This is a genomic window from Lentihominibacter hominis (genome assembly GCF_014385065.1).
Taxonomy (GTDB): domain Bacteria; phylum Bacillota; class Clostridia; order Peptostreptococcales; family Anaerovoracaceae; genus Lentihominibacter; species Lentihominibacter hominis.
Genome location: NZ_JACRTA010000002.1, coordinates 124,973 through 143,065, shown reverse-complemented (window position 1 = coordinate 143,065; position 18,093 = coordinate 124,973). Strand labels below are relative to the sequence as shown.

13 protein-coding genes are annotated in these 18,093 nt (G+C 39.0%); 4 read left to right on the top strand and 9 right to left on the bottom strand.

Annotation, left to right across the window (positions count from 1 at the left end; translation table 11 throughout):
* Positions 1–190: 190 nt before the first annotated feature.
* From H8692_RS05920 to gltX, 3 genes are all read left to right on the top strand, one after another.
* Positions 191–547 carry an ArsR/SmtB family transcription factor gene (locus H8692_RS05920; protein ID WP_417494625.1) on the top strand — a complete coding sequence of 119 codons (357 nt, stop codon included), beginning with the start codon at positions 191–193 and terminating at the stop codon, positions 545–547.
* Positions 540–2,810 (top strand): heavy metal translocating P-type ATPase, encoded by a 2,271-nt coding sequence (locus H8692_RS05915; protein ID WP_187525237.1) that lies wholly within the window; start codon positions 540–542, stop codon positions 2,808–2,810. The genes H8692_RS05920 and H8692_RS05915 overlap by 8 nt, the downstream gene beginning before the upstream one ends.
* Before the next feature lie 265 nt (positions 2,811–3,075).
* A complete protein-coding gene (gene gltX / locus H8692_RS05910; RefSeq protein WP_187525236.1) occupies positions 3,076–4,737 on the top strand; it encodes a glutamate--tRNA ligase in 1,662 nt (553 codons plus the stop codon).
* A gap of 101 nt (positions 4,738–4,838) precedes the next feature.
* On the opposite strand, the gene H8692_RS05905 is transcribed toward gltX, so the two are convergent.
* Genes H8692_RS05905 through H8692_RS05895 form a run of 3 tightly spaced genes read right to left on the bottom strand, consistent with a single transcriptional unit; the run spans position 4,839 to position 9,377 of the window.
* A complete protein-coding gene (locus H8692_RS05905) occupies positions 4,839–6,116 on the bottom strand; it encodes a M24 family metallopeptidase (protein ID WP_187525235.1) in 1,278 nt (425 codons plus the stop codon).
* Positions 6,109–7,716 (bottom strand): amidohydrolase, encoded by a 1,608-nt coding sequence (locus H8692_RS05900; protein WP_187525234.1) that lies wholly within the window; start codon positions 7,714–7,716, stop codon positions 6,109–6,111. The genes H8692_RS05905 and H8692_RS05900 overlap by 8 nt, the downstream gene beginning before the upstream one ends.
* The gene (locus tag H8692_RS05895; RefSeq protein WP_187525233.1) at positions 7,713–9,377 is read right to left on the bottom strand and encodes an APC family permease; all 1,665 of its coding nucleotides are present in this window, start codon (positions 9,375–9,377) and stop codon (positions 7,713–7,715) included. The genes H8692_RS05900 and H8692_RS05895 overlap by 4 nt, the downstream gene beginning before the upstream one ends.
* Before the next feature lie 140 nt (positions 9,378–9,517).
* Here H8692_RS05895 and H8692_RS05890 point away from each other — a divergent pair, with 140 nt between their 5' ends.
* Positions 9,518–10,498, top strand: a complete 981-nt coding sequence (locus tag H8692_RS05890; protein ID WP_187525232.1) for an AraC family transcriptional regulator — start codon at positions 9,518–9,520, stop codon at positions 10,496–10,498.
* A 7-nt stretch (positions 10,499–10,505) separates the two neighbouring features.
* Here H8692_RS05890 and H8692_RS05885 read toward each other — a convergent pair whose 3' ends face one another.
* The 6 genes from H8692_RS05885 to hpf all read right to left on the bottom strand — a co-directional run bounded on the left by H8692_RS05885 (position 10,506) and on the right by hpf (position 17,600).
* Entirely contained in the window at positions 10,506–11,756 is a 1,251-nt protein-coding gene (locus tag H8692_RS05885) for an adenosylhomocysteinase (protein ID WP_187525231.1), read from the bottom strand.
* A gap of 69 nt (positions 11,757–11,825) precedes the next feature.
* Positions 11,826–13,655, bottom strand: a complete 1,830-nt coding sequence (gene glmS / locus H8692_RS05880; protein ID WP_177268961.1) for a glutamine--fructose-6-phosphate transaminase (isomerizing) — start codon at positions 13,653–13,655, stop codon at positions 11,826–11,828.
* A 10-nt stretch (positions 13,656–13,665) separates the two neighbouring features.
* On the bottom strand, positions 13,666–15,015 hold the full coding sequence (gene glmM / locus H8692_RS05875; protein WP_177268959.1) for a phosphoglucosamine mutase: 1,350 nt from the start codon (positions 15,013–15,015) through the stop codon (positions 13,666–13,668).
* 28 nt (positions 15,016–15,043) lie between these two features.
* Entirely contained in the window at positions 15,044–15,982 is a 939-nt protein-coding gene (locus tag H8692_RS05870) for a CdaR family protein (RefSeq protein WP_187525230.1), read from the bottom strand.
* A complete protein-coding gene (cdaA, locus tag H8692_RS05865; RefSeq protein ID WP_187525229.1) occupies positions 15,972–16,823 on the bottom strand; it encodes a diadenylate cyclase CdaA in 852 nt (283 codons plus the stop codon). The genes H8692_RS05870 and cdaA overlap by 11 nt, the downstream gene beginning before the upstream one ends.
* 252 nt (positions 16,824–17,075) lie before the next feature.
* The gene (gene hpf, locus H8692_RS05860; protein WP_177268953.1) at positions 17,076–17,600 is read right to left on the bottom strand and encodes a ribosome hibernation-promoting factor, HPF/YfiA family; all 525 of its coding nucleotides are present in this window, start codon (positions 17,598–17,600) and stop codon (positions 17,076–17,078) included.
* Between the last annotated feature and the right edge of the window lie 493 nt (positions 17,601–18,093).

Sequence of the window (18,093 nt, the reverse complement as noted above, 5' to 3'; positions counted from 1 at the left end):
ATATACACGTTTTGTTTCTACTATCATAGACAAAGTTTGAAATTCCGTCAAATAAATTTAAACTTTTTTATTTTACTATTGACAGTTGCATGTACGTTCAACTATAATGGACTCAAGAAACAGTTGAACAATTATGCAATCGTTATGATTATATTTTAAAACAATATATTTCCGGGAGGTGATTATAAACGTGGGAAAAAGTGAAGTAAACTGCGACTGCGCAGCTATACATGAGGATATACTAAAATATGTAAGAGACGAGATAGTTCCTGACTCTGATCTTACCAGCATGTCAAAACTTTTTAAAATATTCGGGGATGGTACCAGAATAAGAATAATGTCAGCGCTGAATTGTCATGAGATGTGCGTATGCGACATTGCTGTTCTGCTTGACATGACAAAGTCTGCTGTCTCCCATCAGTTAAAGGTTCTCAGGGATAACAACCTGGTCAAATTTCAAAAGAAAGGAAAGCACGCCTATTATTCCCTTGCTGACGATCATGTCAGAGAAATATTAGACGTAGCGCTGGAACATATCAATGAATAAAGAATTACACAACCATCACCATGACGATCACTGCAGCTGCGGACACGATCATCACCACGATCACCAACATTGTGGTTGTGGCTGCGATCATGATCATCATGATCACGAACATATATCCCATGATCACAGTCATAATCATGATTTTGATAATATATCAGAAAACGATCAGCGGATCTATATCGTTGAGGGATTAGACTGCGCCAACTGCGCTGCCAAAATAGAAAGAAAAATACAAGCTATGCCGGAAGTAAAAGCCGCTTCCATCACGTTTGCTACAAAACAGCTTAGAATCGCCGCCAAAGATCCTGATTCACTGCTGCCTAAACTGGAAAAAGCCTGCAGATCTGTCGAGGATAATGTAAAGATAATGAACAAAGAAGATAGCATACCTGCTTATAAAAGTCCTAAAAAAGGATTCTTTAAAGAGCACACGGGTGATCTGATATCTATATCAGCAGGAATATTATTATTTGCAGCAGGGCTTATATTTGAACATACAGGTATTTTACAGCCTGCCCTGCTTCCTATATTCGCCGCAGCTTACCTTGTTCTCGGATGGGAGGTTCTGTTTACTGCCGTAAAAAATATATTCAAAGGTCAGGTTTTCGACGAAAACTTTCTCATGTCCATAGCTACTGTGGCGGCATTCTGCATAGGTGATTTTGCCGAAGGTGCCGGAGTAATGCTTTTTTACAGAATAGGTGAATTCTTTGAGCATGTAGCCGTAGATAAGAGCCGCTCTCAGATCATGGAAGCAGTCGACATGAGACCTGAAACAGTATCTCTTGCAGAAGGAGACGAGATCAAAATCATTCCGGCCGCAGATGCGAAAACAGGAGATATACTTCTTGTACGCCCGGGAGACAGAATCCCTCTGGACGCCATCGTAACAGAAGGCGAAAGCCGCATAGACACCTCACCTATAACAGGAGAACCTGTCCCCGTAAAAGCTTCTGTCGGTACAGAAGTAATCTCCGGCTGTGTAAATGAGCAGGGTCTGCTAAAAATAAAAGTCACTAAACCTCTTGCTGAATCTATGGTCACAAAGATTCTCAATTCCGTAGAAAATGCAGCTGCCGGAAAGCCTAAAATGGACAGATTCATAACTAAATTCGCTAAAGTGTATACTCCAATAGTAGTAGCTCTGGCTCTCATTACAGCAATAGTTCCGTCTCTTATCACAGGAGAGTGGAGTACTTGGATTACCACAGCAATAACATTCCTTGTAATCAGCTGCCCTTGCGCTCTTGTAATAAGTGTACCTCTGGCCTTTTTCTCCGGTATAGGCGCCGCTTCAAAGCTCGGCATACTTTTTAAAGGCGGTCTTTCCATAGAAGCTCTTAAAAACGTCAAAGCAATAGTAATGGATAAAACCGGAACCATCACCGAAGGGAACTTTTCAGTACAGGAAATATCCCCTGAAAAAGGCTTTACTGATGAACAGCTTATTACGATAGCCGCATCATGTGAATTCAGTTCCACTCATCCAATTGCTGTCAGCATAGTCGAAAAGGCTCGCCAGATGAATGTTTCCATTGAAAAAGCCAGCTCTCTGTCAGAGATATCGGGAATGGGTATAAAAGCAGAGCTTTCTTCAGGAGATGTTCTGTGCGGAAACAAAGCTCTCATGAAAGCCCATGGTGTATCTATGGAAAATGTAAAAGATCCAAAAGGTACGGAAGTTTTCATAGCAGTAAACGGATTATATGCCGGTTCCATAAGCATTTCAGATACATTGAAGCCTGATGCCGTAAGCGCCATCTCCAAAATAAGATCCTTTGGTCTCACTCCTGCCATGCTTACAGGCGACAATGCAAAGAGTGCTGCTGATATCGCCCAAAATGTCGGCATAAGTGAAGTCCGATCTCAGCTTATGCCCGATGATAAACTTTCCGCTCTTAAGGATATACGCAAAAAGATAGGTCCTGTCATGTTTGTAGGAGACGGCATAAATGATGCCCCCGTTCTTGCCGGCGCAGATGTTGGAGCTGCCATGGGAACCGGAGCTGATGCAGCTATAGAAGCTGCTGATGTAGTATTCATGAATTCATCGGTAGAATCTATACCTCAATCGATTACCATTGCAAAAAATACCAATACTATAGCAGTTCAAAATATCGTTATAGCGCTATTTGTAAAACTTCTGGTAATCCTCCTTGGCTTCATAGGGTTCGCTAACATATGGGCAGCTATATTTGCCGACACCGGAGTAGCGATGATATGTATATTAAACTCACTTAGGATTCTGTGGAAAAAATACTAATTATTTCACTTATTAAAAAACATAACTGTGTACATGAATTTGATATTTTCAAGACTGTACACAGTTTTTATTATAAAAAATTTTCATGATTGTATTTTCAAATGTTGATATCTACAGGTATTACATTTATAATGTTGCAACCCATTAAAAATATTGCTAAAATAATTTAAGTATGCACAGATCACAAACTAATAAAATACCCCATAGTTATACAATGAAAGGAGGCGCGGGCTGTTCATAATTATAGCAGCATCGCATTACAAAAATGGATTACAATAAACTTGCGGAGCTTTTATTCCCTCGTATAGATAAAAGTCCTGAATACTATCAGAAAAAATTCCCTGAAAGAAATCTACCGGATGGTGCTATGGTAACCAGACTTGGTCCAAGCCCTACAGGTTTCATACATCTGGGAAACCTGTACGGAGCTTTTGTTGATGAGCGTCTGGCTCACCAGTCAAACGGTACTTTTTACCTTCGTATAGAAGACACTGATGAGAAACGATATGTCGAAGGCGCTGTTGAAACCATAATAACATCCCTTCGTTTTTTTGGTATCAATTTTGATGAAGGCGCGTTACTGAATGGAGAAAAGGGAAATTACGGACCTTATTTTCAAAGTAACAGAGGAAAAATATATCAGTGCTTTGCTAAAGAACTTGTAAAAAAAGGACTGGCCTATCCCTGCTTTCTGACAGAAGCTGAACTTTCAGAAATAAGAAAATCCCAAGAATCCGCAAAAGAAACTACCGGAATATATGGAAAGTATGCAGAAAAAAGCCGCAACCTTTCCTATGAAGATATAGAATCAAACATAAAAAATAATAAACCTTATGTAGTGAGGCTCAAATCCTCCGGCAATCACAATATGCCATCCGAAAAAATAAGACATATAGAGATTGACGATGCAATAAGAGGAAAGCTTTCAATGCCGGAAAACAATCAGGATGTTATTATTCTCAAGGCAAATGGGATACCTACCTATCATTTCGCTCACGTCATAGATGATCACTTCATGAGAACAACTCATGTGGTAAGAGGCGAGGAATGGCTCATGTCACTTCCTATTCATGTTGAGCTCTTTGAGAAACTTGGATTTGAAATACCTGTTTACTGCCATACCGCACAGCTTCTAAAACTGGATAACGGCAACAAACGAAAACTCAGCAAAAGAAAAGACCCTGAACTATCCCTTGATTATTATAGGCAGGAAGGTTATCATCCCCAAGCAGTGAAAGAATATTTGCTTACTATACTTAACTCCAACTTCGAAGAATGGAGAATCGCCAATCCGGATGCTTCTATTGATGACTTTAAATTCACAACAGAGAAAATGAGCAGCGGCGGCGCCCTGTTTGATCTTAATAAACTCAATGACATATCAAAAGATGTTCTTGTAAAAATTCCGGCAGAAGAACTTTACAGCTTCCTTTTAAACTGGGCAAAAGAATTCAGACCTGAAATACTTTCTCTTATCGAAAATAACAAAGAATATGTAACTAAAATTCTCGATCTGGGCCGAAACGGAAAGAAACCTCGTAAAGATCTTATATACGCAAAACAAATTTTTGATTTTATCAGTTACTTCTTCGATGATTACTTTATTATAAAAGACAGTATACCAAAAGAAGTGAATGATGAAGATGCCGCAGAAATTCTGCGCAGATACTTGGCTTCCTACAACCACAGTGATGATCAAAGTCAGTGGTTCGATAAGATACGATCCATTGCAGAGGAAATGGGATATGCCTCAAAACCCAAAGACTTTAAGAAAAATCCGGATCAGTACAAAGGCCATGTCGGCCATGTAAGCACTGTTATCAGAATAGCTATAATGGGGAGAACTCAGTCTCCTGATGTTTGGGAAATCCAGCAAATACTTGGTGAAAAAAGAACCAGGGAAAGACTGGAGATCATGATTAAATAATAAATCATAAAAAATGATGGTACTGTTATTTTTAATATGTAGTACCATCATTTTTACTTCATCCTTTTTGTAGACTAAATTTCAATCTGAATATCAAATGACTATTTTATCATAAGATCTCTTGTAGTCTTCCCCAGTACATATGCGTCACTTTCTTTAAACATTAATGTGTCTATACACCCAAAGCCTGTCTCAAAGTTTGTTACTGTCCCCGGTACGAATCTTGTTTCCATATCATCTATATCATCATATATATCGAATGTATATGCACCTACCCAGTCCGGAGGATATGCTATTCCAAGTTCATACCCTCCTATCCAGTATTGTTTTCCCCATAAATTTTCAGATTCGTAAAATTTCTGCAGTTCTTTAAGAAAATCAGATACAAGCATATTAGGCTTTATTATAGACGAAACGATTGATATAATTTCTTTATTTACAGCATATTTTTCTTTAAACTCTTTAGGCGGCTCACCTACTGAAAAATATCTGCATTGATTGGAATGGTATCTGTTATATACTCCGGATAAATCTACACCTACGGGATCACCTATCATTATTTTTCTCCTTGAAGCCGGTATATGGAAACACCATGCTCTGGAAGGTCCGGAACGCACCATATTTACTATGGCCGGAGCTTCACTTCCGGCTTCACTCTGAGCCCGCGTATATTCTCCCACGATTTCAAGTTCCGTTATCCCCGGCCGCAAGGCTTCATATATTGCATTCATTCCTACATCACACAAAAGGTTTGCCTTTTCTATGTATTCAAGTTCTAAAGGAGATTTAATCCCCCTCACTTTCCTGATGATATGAGTTGCGTCTACAACTCTACATCCGACGCTTTCAAAGACCTCTTTCAGCTGAGAAAAAACAACATAATTAGGTCTGTAGCTTCCGAATTCCAATCCTACTGTCATGCCATCCCTTACCCAGCCTTCATCTTTCAGATTTTTTACCATCAACTGCTTAAAATTTTCATCTTCTGTCGTTACAATATATGATTTTCCATACATTTCTGCAGGAGTATCATAAAACAACCTTGTATTTCTTGAAATACTTGTAAGCTTTAACACTCCCTCTTCGTCCGGCAAATCATAATGTATAAAATCATCGTAATCCACATGTATGGCTGTTCCTGCAGCCATAGTATCAAACCATGCCGCAGGAGAGTTGACTCTGTGCCATACTACATCGTAACCTGTAATATAATTCATGCTTTCCGGAGCCGTGGCATATATCAGATCAATCCCCTCTTTCTCCATAAGCATTCTCGTCCGGGTCAAACGATTCTGATACTCTTCTATGGGAAATGCCACCTTCATCTCGCCGGCACAATTTTCAACACCGGGTATTAATTCAAACTTTCTGTTATTCATGTTCTCCTCCTTTTCTTTCATAAACTTTTTCACCATTCCACACGGTTATATCAACTTTTATGTCCAATATATCAAGTACATCCTTTTTAAAAATATCTTCAGACAATACTACAATATCAGCATACTTACCGCTTTCCAATGTTCCTATTTTATCTTCCATTTTGAAAAGATAGGCATTATTTACAGTGACTCCTTTTAACGCTTCCTGCACAGTATATTTTTCTTTAGGATTCCAGCCCCCTTGTGGAGAACCATCTTCCATTACTCTGTTTATCGCGCAGTATAATGTCATCATCGGTTCCAATGGCACTATAGGACAATCTGTTCCCAGAGCCACACACGCTCCTGAGCGTGATAGTGTCTTAGCAGGCCATGAAAGCTCAGAACGTTTTTGTCCCAGAATATCAAAAATAGGATGTTCTTCCATTGAATTCATAGTCATATGATTAGGCTGAATAGATGCTATCGTACCGGACTTGGCAAATCTTCCTATATCATCAGGATGCAGACACTCAATATGCTCTATTGTATTTCTCACATTCTCTAAACCTCTATTGTGATTTGCTTTCTCAATATCATCAAGCGCTTCCCTTACCGCACCATCTCCGCACGCATGAAGCCTTACCGGAATCCCTTCTCCATTTAATTGTTCCACTTTATTCCTCAATTCTGCAAGGTGCAGAACCGGTTCTCCTTTAAATCCCGGCATATCTTTATAATCATCAATCATCAATCCCGTATGCCCCAAAGGTGTACCATCGATAAATCCTTTGGCCCCGAGCAATGATAAATTGTCCGAATCGAAATTTCCCTTCAGCTCTATAAATTCATCCAAGGGTTTTTGAATTGACGGAGAAAAAAACACTCTTACTTTCAATTCCTTCTCGCATTCCAAGGCTTTATAAATATCACTTTTCATAATACCTATGATCTCCATATCGCCTACCGATGTAACGCCTTTTTTATGCGCCTCTTTGACAAAAGTCTTTATAAGGCCTTTCTCTTCTTCCTCAGTATAATCTAATGCAATATCAGTAAATAGCCTCATAGCTGACTGTTCAAGTATATATCCTGTAGGCTCCCCTTTTTCATCTCTGTAAATCTCCCCATACTGAGGATTTTCCGTATACTTATCTATGCCGCATAATTCAAGAGCCTTACTGTTGACCCACAAAGCATGCAACTCATCATTTATAAGCATTACAGGTCTGTCTCCAAAATATTTGTCCAAAGTCTCTTTAGAGGGAAGCTCTTGATTCGCCCAGTCATAATTACACCAGCCGAAACCGATTACCCACTTATCCTTGCGATTTTTGTAAAAGTCAGCCAGCCTTTTTGCTGCTTCTTCCTCACTTTCACAATCTCTTAAGCTACACGTTGTAAGGTCAAGAGCCGCCAAGAAAATATGTACATGATTATCACAGAACCCTGCCATTACAGTTCTATTTCCTACGTCCAAAACTTCCTCATCATTTCTGAGTCTGACGGGAATACTATCGCCTTTTAAAACACTGTGTATTTTATTCTCTTTTATGGCCACATATCCTTCGTATGGTTCTGGGGACACCCCGTCAAATATGCACCGAGATTTTATAATCATAAACTTTCCTTTTTTATCCTTTCTGTATCGTCGTACCGTTTTCCTAAAATCAAGAGTATAATTCCTAATATCCCTGATATAATCCCTCCGAATTTTAATATCTTTATCATGAGCCAGAAATCGCTTAAAATACCTTTCTCATATGTTTCGAGATAATATTCTTCGCCGTATGAGCCTTCATACCATGTTATAAACAGAGCCCCGAAAAATGCCAGTATGCCGCAGAGCAACATGAACAGCCCTATCCTCATAACATCTCCTGTTGCAAGCCTTGTCTTTTCATTAATGGGATATCTGTCAGGGCTTTTCCTATAGAGACCCCCGTACAGAAGCTTAAATATTATATAAGCTACAAGACCTGAGCCTATGGTAATGAAGCTCATGATAAAATATTCCGTTCCGTTTACTATAATCCCCGCGATACCTACGATAAACACAAGTGCTGTTATCACATATATCACTTTCTTTCCGCCTTTTATATAATAAATATCCCCTCTTTTATCCACCGGATATTTTTTACGCAAAACTATAAGTGAAACTGATATGGTAAAATAAACAACTATACATACCGGACCAACCAAAATAATAATTGTAGAGAAATCAAACGTTGACATTATCATTGTTACAGCTGCTATCAATATTATTCCCCAATATGGCATGCCTCTTTTTTTATCCACTTTCCCCAAAAATTTAGGAGAAAGATTATCATCTGACATTACGAGAAATCCTCTTGACCCTGCTGTCATGTATGTATTGAATATTGCACACTGGGAAATAATTGCTATTATAATAAATACCACTCCCCACGCCTGTCCCAAATTCTGAGTCAGAACATCAGCATATCCTACTGTCCCTTCTGCGCTTTCAGTCGACCAGCTCTCCCAGCTTCCTATAGAGCCTAAGCCTGCCACAGTAGGAAGAATATAGCTAAGTGCGATAAGGGGCATTGCAATAAAAAAACCTTTAGGAATAACTTTAGGATTTTCAATTTCTCCGGATACATATGCCACACACTCATACCCACAATACATCCATATGGCAATGCACACACTTCCCCCTAAACTGCTTACTACACTCTCTCCTTCAGGTGTAAACGGCTCTACCGGATTGAATTCCCAGTTAGCAAACCCAACCACAGTTACCAGCGCAAATACAGCAATAATCATTACAGAAAAAACAGTATTGACAACACTAACCTCTTTAAGGCCCATTAGGTTAATTACCGTAAAAATTAAAATCATCGCTACTTTTACGGCCATGACCTGCACATTCGTCATGTCGATGAACTTTTCTGCATATCCAACTACTAAAACCACATATGTGGCACTGCATAAATAAGTGCATATCGTGCTCCACCAGCATGTACAAAATCCCCACATCTCCCCAAGCGCTTCTTTAACCCACACATAAATACCTCCTTCCCGAGGCATGAGAGCTGATAATTCCGATACCATCAAGCATATTGGCAAAGCCCAAACTATTGGAAATACTGCCAGTATAACTATTGTTAGCCCGGGTCCGCTGGCAGGTATCATTTCCTCGATTCCAAAGGCCCCTGCCGCCACAAGGCAATAAAGCATAAAAGCTATACCAAAAGGCCGTATTTTTCTTTTCTTCAAGCCTGATACCCCTCCTGAGTCTTCCGTTACTCTCCTATCCATATAAATCACCTCCATTTTTAACAACTTCTTATTCATATAGTAAATACCCTGCATAAATTTTACGATTGCCGTTTCTTGTGGGTTAATATTATAGTTTTATAAGATTTGACTATTCTGAACAAGCAGACTATAATGTAACCATGTATACAGATATAATTGCCAATGAAAATTCAATACAAAAAATAAAAAATACTCCTCTCGGAGTATCTTTTTATAATGTTACTAATATCAAGCCACATCGTCACGAAACTTTACTGGAAATTATTCTATGCCTAAAAGGAAACATCCAGCTTATATCTGCAGATCAGACAATAGAACTTCGTGAGGGCGACGTTTTTTCCATAGACTGTATGGATATACATTATTTACATTCGGAAAGCAAAAACAATATAGTAATGTCATTATATATAGACCTATCACAGGTTGACAGTTCTTTCGACTATTTAAAGTACACTTTTTTTACATGCAGAAGTGATACCTGCAATCAATATCAAAAACTGCCGATGTATAATATAACAGATACTTTACTGTCAATAGCTTATATCTATTTATCTAACGAAGACTTGAATATTCACGGTCATACTAATCTTTACTCAAGGCTGGCCAATAAATTAATAAACATAATGCTGTCATATTTTGAATGGTATGATTATATGAATACAAATCCCAACACTAACACTAATAATATCAGTAGAGAAAGATTTAACCGCATATTAAAATTCTGCCAGCAAAATTACATGAATAAAATAACTGTAAGTGAAATAGCCAGCAGAGAATTTATAAATGAAAATTATCTGTCTCAATTTCTCTCAAAATCACCATTCCAGAGTTTCAGCAATATGATAAATTATATAAGATGTTATCAAAGCGAAACATTTTTACTTACCACAAACTTACCTAATATAGAAATATCATATAAATGCGGATTTTCAGATCCTAAATACTTTTATAAAAACTTTAAGAAATGGTACGGACATACGCCAAGCGAGCATAGGAATCAGTATATTCAACAGTCTAACACACTCCAGCAATATCAAATATTACAAAATTCTGATATTCTGTATATATTAGAAAAACATATCGCCAGATACCATACTTTTAAAATAACCTCTATTACATAAATTCATCTTATAACTGCCAGCTTTTAAGATACAGCTTCTGATCTTCCGTGAGGCTGTCAATTTCTATATCCCATGCCTCTAACCTCTTGCGGGCTATCACATTATCTATTTCCCCAGAAACATCTATTACCTTATTATCAAGATTTTTATAATTGTCCTTGATATATAGCGCTGACATTGCTTGAACAGCAAAACTGAGATCCATTATTTCTGCCGGATGTCCATCTGCCGCAGCGATATTGACAAGCTTGCCTTCTCCTATAACATTTATAATATTTCCGTTTTTCAAAGTATAACCTATAATGTTATTTCTTGTTTCACAAGAGCTGATCGCTGCTTCTTCAAGACCGGCCATGTCGATCTCTACATTAAAATGTCCTGCATTAGCCAAAATAGCACCATCTTTCATTTTCACCATATGTTCTACAGTTATGGTGTGCTTGCAGCCTGTAGCTGTGATAAACATATCTCCCATGGATGCCGCTTTATTCATAGGCATTACATCATGTCCATCCATCTTTGCTTCCATAGCTTTTACCGGATCTATCTCTGTTACTATTACCTTTGCACCCAGAGCTGATGCTCTCATGGCTATGCCTCTACTGCACCATCCATATCCCACTACTACCACAGTCTTGGAAGCCACGATAAGATTAGTGTTTCTCATCATGCTGTCCCACACGGACTGCCCCGTACCATATCTGTTATCGAATAGATGTTTACACTTAGCATCATTTACAGCCACCATAGGGAATTTAAGAATGCCTTCTCTCTCCATCGCTTTGAGTCTTATCACTCCTGTAGTTGTTTCTTCACATCCTCCAAAAACATCCTCTGCCAAGTCAGAACGCTTTCTGTGAAGCAGCTCTACAAGATCTCCGCCGTCATCTATTATAATATTAGGTTTATGTTCAAGACACATTTCAAGATGCCTCATGTACTCTTCATTAGTAGCCCCATGATATGCGAATACTTTAAGGCCTCTGTCCGCCAGTGCAGCTGCTACATCATCTTGGGTCGACAAACTATTGCTTCCTGTCACCGACATATGTGCACCGCCTGCCGCCAGTACAAGACAGAGATAAGCAGTTTTAGCCTCGAGATGTACCGAAAGACTTATTTTAATTCCATCAAGAGGCCTATCCCTTTTAAACTCTTCCTCCATAGCCCGGAGCAGCGGCATATTGTTTCTCACCCACTCTATTTTTCTGTGGCCGGACTCTGCAAATGTTATATCTCTGATATCATATTTATTCATATTAACATCCTTTCATAAGCAACATTCAGGCTGACGAATAATCGTCAGCCTGAATTAATATTTGCTCTATTATTCTACCGTTACCGATTTTGCAAGATTCTTGGGCTTATCTATATTACAACCTCTCTCCTTGGCTACATAATAAGCGAAAATCTGAAGAGGAATGACTGCAAGAACAGGAGACACCTCATCTATGCAGGACGGTATATAGATAACCTCATCGGCAACAGACTCCATCTCTTTTCTGCCCTGTTTAGCCATACCTATTACCCTTGCTCCTCTGGCCTTTATCTCCTCAACATTAGAAATCATCTTCTCATACAGAAAATCTTGAGTAGCAAGAGCAAACACAAGAGTCTCGTCTTCCATCAAAGCTATAGTTCCATGTTTCAGCTCCCCTGCAGCAATAGCAAAAGAATTTATATATGAAATTTCTTTTAATTTAAGAGAACCTTCATATGATACACCTGAATCAAGCCCTCTTCCTATAAAAAAGACCTGTTCTTTCCTGTAATACTTTTTGGCCAGCTCTGCTATGGCGTCTTCTCCTTCCAAAAGCTCTTCCACTTTATAAGGAAGTTCCTTAAGCTGATTTAAGACTTTATCGTAATAATTTTTTTCTATTGTACCTTTCGTACTTCCCATGTAAAGACCTATAAGATACATACATATCAGCTGAGTGGTATATGCCTTTGTAGAAGCAACTGCAATCTCAGGTCCTGCCCATGTATAAAACACATCATCAGATTCTCTGGCTACAGAGCTTCCCACTACATTGACTACAGAAAGGATACGCGCTCCCTTTCTTTTAGCCTCTCTCAAAGCCGCGAGAGTATCAAGGGTTTCACCCGACTGACTTATGGCAATAAACAGTGTATTTTCATCAACAAACGGATCTCTGTATCTAAACTCGGATGCAACATCTACCTCTACAGGAACTTTAGCCATCTTCTCAATAACCATTTTCCCTACAAGACCGGCATGATATGCTGTTCCGCAAGCAACTATATATACCTTATTGAAATTTTCTATGTCCTCTTTCGTCATAGCTATGCCATCAAGATTGATGCTTCCATCTTCATTAAGCCGCCTGTTTATAGTCTCATAAATTCCCTTAGGCTGTTCATGTATCTCCTTAAGCATAAAATGCTCGTAGCCTTCCTTTTCGGCTGCATCAGCATCCCATGTCACATGGAACACGTCTCTGTTGACTTTTTGACCTCTTTCATTGTAAATAGTTATATTATCTTTAGTCAATACTACCGTTTCATTGTTTTCTATAAGATATACCTGTCTTACATATTTAAGCAAAGCAGGAATATCGGAGGCTATGAAATTGAATCCTTTTCCTATCCCTGCTACTAAAGGAGCATCTTTTCTCACTGCAACAATCTTATCAGGTTCCGCAGCTGCAATGGCACATACCGCATAAGCTCCCCTCATTTCAGCTACAGCTTTATTGACAGCCTTCAACAAATCACCTTCATAAAACACTCCTATTAAATGAGCAATTACTTCCGAATCTGTTTCCGACTTGAAAACAACTCCCTTTTCTCTGATAAGCCATTCCTTTATTTCCTGATAATTTTCTATAATACCGTTATGAACTATGGCTATAGAATCATCTGCATTGGCATGAGGATGTGCATTGACATCAGACGGCACACCATGTGTTGCCCATCTCGTATGGCCAATTCCCACAGAACTGTCAAATCCATCATCCCCTATTATCTTTTCAAGATTCTTTATTTCGCCGACATGTTTTCTTATTTCTATTTTTCCATTTATAGGCAAGGCAATACCTGCAGAATCATAACCTCTGTATTCCAGTCGTTTAAGCCCATCTATTATTTTTTCCTTAGCGTGATCTTTCCCCGCAAATCCAACTATACCGCACATATAAATCCTCCTATCCAAACCTCTTAGTAAGCAGAGAGGCCAGCCCCTCTGCAAGTCCTGTGATATGCTCCACGTCCTGACCTTCCAGCATAACCCTTACAAGAGGTTCCGTACCCGAAGGTCTTATAAGAAGCCTGCCCAGTCCCGCTACATCTTTCTCAACTTTTTCTATGGCAGCCTTTACCTCACTATCTTCCATGAATTTATTCTTATTCTCATTTTTTACCTTGGCATTCCTGAGCACCTGAGGGAATATCTCTATTTCATCCGAAAGCTCCGATGCTTTTTTCCCGGACATCAATACAGCCTGCAACAACTGAAGAGAGGAAAGAATTCCGTCTCCCGTAGTCGTATGATTTAAGAATATTATATGTCCGGACTGTTCTCCGCCTATCTTGCTTCCGGTCTTCAGCATGCTTTCAAGCACATATCTGTCTCCGACAGATGTGACCTCTACGCTGCAACCCATTTTTTCTATATATCTGTGAAATCCGAGATTACTCATAACCGTGGCTGTAACTGTATCGCCGCTCAGTCTGCCCATATCCTTCATCATCTTGGCACATATACATATCAGCTTATCTCCGTCAATAATTCTTCCTCTCTCATCTACAGCTATAAGTCTGTCAGCATCCCCATCATAAGCAAGACCCATAAAAGCTCCCTGCTTTATGACTTCCTGCTGCAGCCTCTCAGGATGAGTAGACCCACAATTATAGTTTATATTTATACCATCAGGTTCATTTCCGATTACAGTAACATCCGCACCAAGCTCTGAATATACCTTTTCCGCCACTTTATATGATGCTCCGTTGGCACAGTCGAGTACCAGCTTCAAGCCACTTATATCTGCATCTATTGTAGACTTTAAAAAATCAGCATATTTTTCTATAGCGTCATCGTCTGCTTCAAGACATTTCCCCAACTTATCTCCTGTAATATGACTGTTAACATCTACATTACTGAGAATTATATCTTCGATTTCATCCTCTATACTGTCATCCAATTTAAAACCATCACCATTAAAAAACTTTATACCGTTATATTCAAATGGATTATGGGATGCCGATATCACTGCCCCTGCATCAGCCTTATAAACATTAACCAAATATGCGACTGCAGGTGTAGGCAGAACACCTACTTTTATAACGTTTCCTCCTACCGCTAATATCCCTGCGCTGAGAGCGTCTTCAATCATATCGCCTGAAAGCCGTGTATCTTTACCTATAATGACAATCGGTCTTTTTTTGTCTTTGCTAAGTACATGAGCCCCTGCTTTTCCCAGCTTAAAAGCCAGTTCAGGGGTAAGTTCGGAGTTGGCAATGCCTCTGACTCCGTCTGTTCCAAATAATCTTCCCATAATCTTCTCCTCATTTTGGTTTTCTATTTTATTCGACTGCCTTAAGTTTCACCTTTACAGTCAGCGGATTTTTCTGATCATACAAATATATGCCCTCCGGCAAATCCAGATTCACGTTTATTTTATGAGTCTGAGTATCGTCAATTCCTGCAAGCTCTGCAAAGCCTTTTATCTTATCTATCTCTTGTATCATATCTTCGGGCCCTACTATCCTTATGTTATCAGCCACGTCAAGCTTATCTATCTGAAAATCTTCCCTCAGATCCGAAGAGGAAATATCAAGCTCCACAGTTTTAAGAGCCATGAGCCTTACCTGTGCCTGAATATCATCCCCATTCAGTATTGAAACATCAGGCACAATATTCCCGTCTTTATCCACAGCTGTTACACTTACATCTCTCCATTCACTTTTTTCCTTAGGCATATTCTCCGAAGATACTATACCCTTTACACTCTCCACTTTATCAACGAGACTTTTTGCTCCTTTTACCGTTACTGAATCAGTTTCTGCTGCAACGACCCATGGAACCTTTGACTCACTTTCACCGTTTTCCTTATCAAATTCAATATTAAGATTCTTTTCCTCCTCTGCAAGTTCCTCTACTTCAAATGTCAGATATTCCTCTGATACAGTCTCTATACTTATTCCATCCGGAGTATTTATCACTATTTCTTCACTGTTTTCACCCTTTTTACATGATGATACGTCCACATAAGCCGTAAGTCCTGTTTTTCTGACACTGTTCACATCAGATCTGCGTCCTTTTATCTTGACAGCCACTTCCATCTCATCTCCGGAAATAGGCGCAAGCCCTTCTTCAGCCAAAACATCCTCATTGGCAAACGTTATGGAAACATCACTTATCTTTGCTGTTTTATACGGATCAACTTCAAGCATAACATAGGCCCACAGCAACACCGCTGCTACGAGGGAAAAAACTCTGAGAAAAGTTTTATTATTCAGCATCGTTCTTCCCCCTGATCTTATTAATAAACCTTGCAATAACTGACATAGTTCCCGTTATCTCCCCTGTATTAAGATACATATTAAGCAGAGTCTTCTCTACCGTTTTGATGTCTAAAAATCTGGACAGCTGACCTTCACTCGCCATGGAAATTATACCGGTTTCTTCAGAGACAATAAAAGTTAAGGCATCTGAATTTTCCGTTATTCCTATACCCGCTCTATGTCTTGTACCAAGTTCTTTGCTTATGGTATTATTCCTTGTAAGAGGCAGTACACAGCCCGCTGCGTACAAACAGCCGTCTCGTATTATCACAGCTCCGTCATGAAGAGGCGCTCCCTCATAAAAGATATTTCCCAGAAGCTGTTCTGAAATATCTGCATCTACTACTGTCCCTGTCTCAATTATGTCCGATAGTGACGTCTGTCTCTCAAAAACTATGAGAGCGCCGACACGATCCTTTGAAAAGGTATCGATCGCCTTGACTATATGAGACGTAATTTCTTTTCCTCTCTCTTTATCCATTTCACGAAGAGGAGCTTTTACAATCTTGCTTCTTCCCATATACTCCAAAGCGCGTCTCAGCTCCGGCTGGAAAACAACTAAAATAGCCACCGCTCCCAAAGTAACCGCTCCTTTGAGAATCCAGTTTATCGTATGTAAATTGAACAGCCCCGACAAAAAAGTAGCCACTACCAACAGCAGCACGCCTTTCATAAGCTGTTCAGCTCTCGTTTGCTTTATCAGGCCAAGTAATTTATATATTACAAAGGCGACTATCAATATGTCTATTATATCGGTGATCCCAACACCGGAAAATATATTTTCAAAAAATTTCTGCATTAATTTGCTCCCCTGTATTAATTTAAAGACTCCTTTACATTTTACAAAAAATAGGTGTCTTTTTCAATAGTAACGCCGATAAAACACCAATGCTTCACTTAGTTTTTAAATATTGCCGGTCACTGCCTCATACTTAGTTCTCTGAAAAAACTGATACAGATAAAAAGGGACTTCATGCCTACATGAAGTCCCTATATTTATTTTATTAAACTGACTTTATCTTGGAATTTTTTATTTAAAAAACAGAAAACATTAATAGGTTGTCTCTAATACACCATAATCCTTATCATTTCTTCTGTATACTACATTCACAGAATCAGTTTCCATGTTAAGAAATACAAAGAAATTATGAGCGAGAAGCTCCATCTGAATAATCGCCTCATCTACTGTCATTGGGATCAATTCAAATCTCTTTCTTTTGACTATGTGCAGTTCTTCCTGTTCCTCTGCTTCAGGAAGTTCAGCAAACATAAACTCCTTACTGCCCTTATACTTTTTCTGAAGCTTGCTTTTAAACTTGGACATCTGACTCGAAAGTTTATCGATAACACCGTCTATAGCATCATAAGGATCATCAGCTTTAACTTCAGCCCTGAATATAGTGCCCTTGGCATTTATCGTAGCTTCCACTTTATAGCCGCCCTTTTCCTTTATTGTCATTACAGTACCTGTTATTTCGTTCGAAAAATATTTGTCCAGCTTTTCAAACTTCTTTTCTATAGTGGCTTTCAATTTGTCGCTTGGGCTATAGTTCTTACCGTTTATAATTGTCTTCATAATAGCAACCTCCTTTTCAAGCTTGCACTTTGATGCTTTTACTAAGTATACCATATATAATGCCAGGCTGCATCGTTTTTTTGAATTATTCACAGAAAAATCTGAAAACATTTACTAAACCTTCAATCATGAAGAATCAAAACACTCTTCAGTAAAAATCTGTCATCAAATCCTCAAGCTCAAAAAAAACAAACTATATAAGAATTATTTCACCTAAAAAACAGCGCATATATATGACTCAGCTGACCTGATCTTTGCCCCCACACTCGCCTTTACCTGAATTTTTCAGAGGACTTACTTCTAAGCTACGCCATGATCACTGCCGCCTTGCGGATCAGCTTACGTGGAGCCTTTTGCCCGTAGCTGGCATGGCCTTTCAATCACAGACCTGAGCCATATATATACGCTGCTTATGTTCTGTCCAAAACTTGTTTTGGTGTACAGAACAAACACAGAAACCACAGAAGCTCTGCTTCGTGGCGGTTTTTCAGTG

Bases quoted from the DNA above. Each gene is read 5' to 3' on its own strand.
- H8692_RS05915 (WP_187525237.1), top strand. From the start codon at position 540: ATGAATAAAGAATTACACAACCATCACCATGACGATCACTGCAGCTGC.
- gltX (WP_187525236.1), top strand. From the start codon at position 3,076: ATGGATTACAATAAACTTGCGGAGCTTTTATTCCCTCGTATAGATAAA.
- H8692_RS05905 (WP_187525235.1), bottom strand. From the start codon at position 6,116: ATGAATAACAGAAAGTTTGAATTAATACCCGGTGTTGAAAATTGTGCC.
- H8692_RS05900 (WP_187525234.1), bottom strand. From the start codon at position 7,716: ATGATTATAAAATCTCGGTGCATATTTGACGGGGTGTCCCCAGAACCA.
- H8692_RS05895 (WP_187525233.1), bottom strand. From the start codon at position 9,377: ATGGATAGGAGAGTAACGGAAGACTCAGGAGGGGTATCAGGCTTGAAG.
- H8692_RS05890 (WP_187525232.1), top strand. From the start codon at position 9,518: ATGTATACAGATATAATTGCCAATGAAAATTCAATACAAAAAATAAAA.
- H8692_RS05885 (WP_187525231.1), bottom strand. From the start codon at position 11,756: ATGAATAAATATGATATCAGAGATATAACATTTGCAGAGTCCGGCCAC.
- glmS (WP_177268961.1), bottom strand. From the start codon at position 13,655: ATGTGCGGTATAGTTGGATTTGCGGGGAAAGATCACGCTAAGGAAAAA.
- glmM (WP_177268959.1), bottom strand. From the start codon at position 15,015: ATGGGAAGATTATTTGGAACAGACGGAGTCAGAGGCATTGCCAACTCC.
- H8692_RS05870 (WP_187525230.1), bottom strand. From the start codon at position 15,982: ATGCTGAATAATAAAACTTTTCTCAGAGTTTTTTCCCTCGTAGCAGCG.
- cdaA (WP_187525229.1), bottom strand. From the start codon at position 16,823: ATGCAGAAATTTTTTGAAAATATATTTTCCGGTGTTGGGATCACCGAT.
- hpf (WP_177268953.1), bottom strand. From the start codon at position 17,600: ATGAAGACAATTATAAACGGTAAGAACTATAGCCCAAGCGACAAATTG.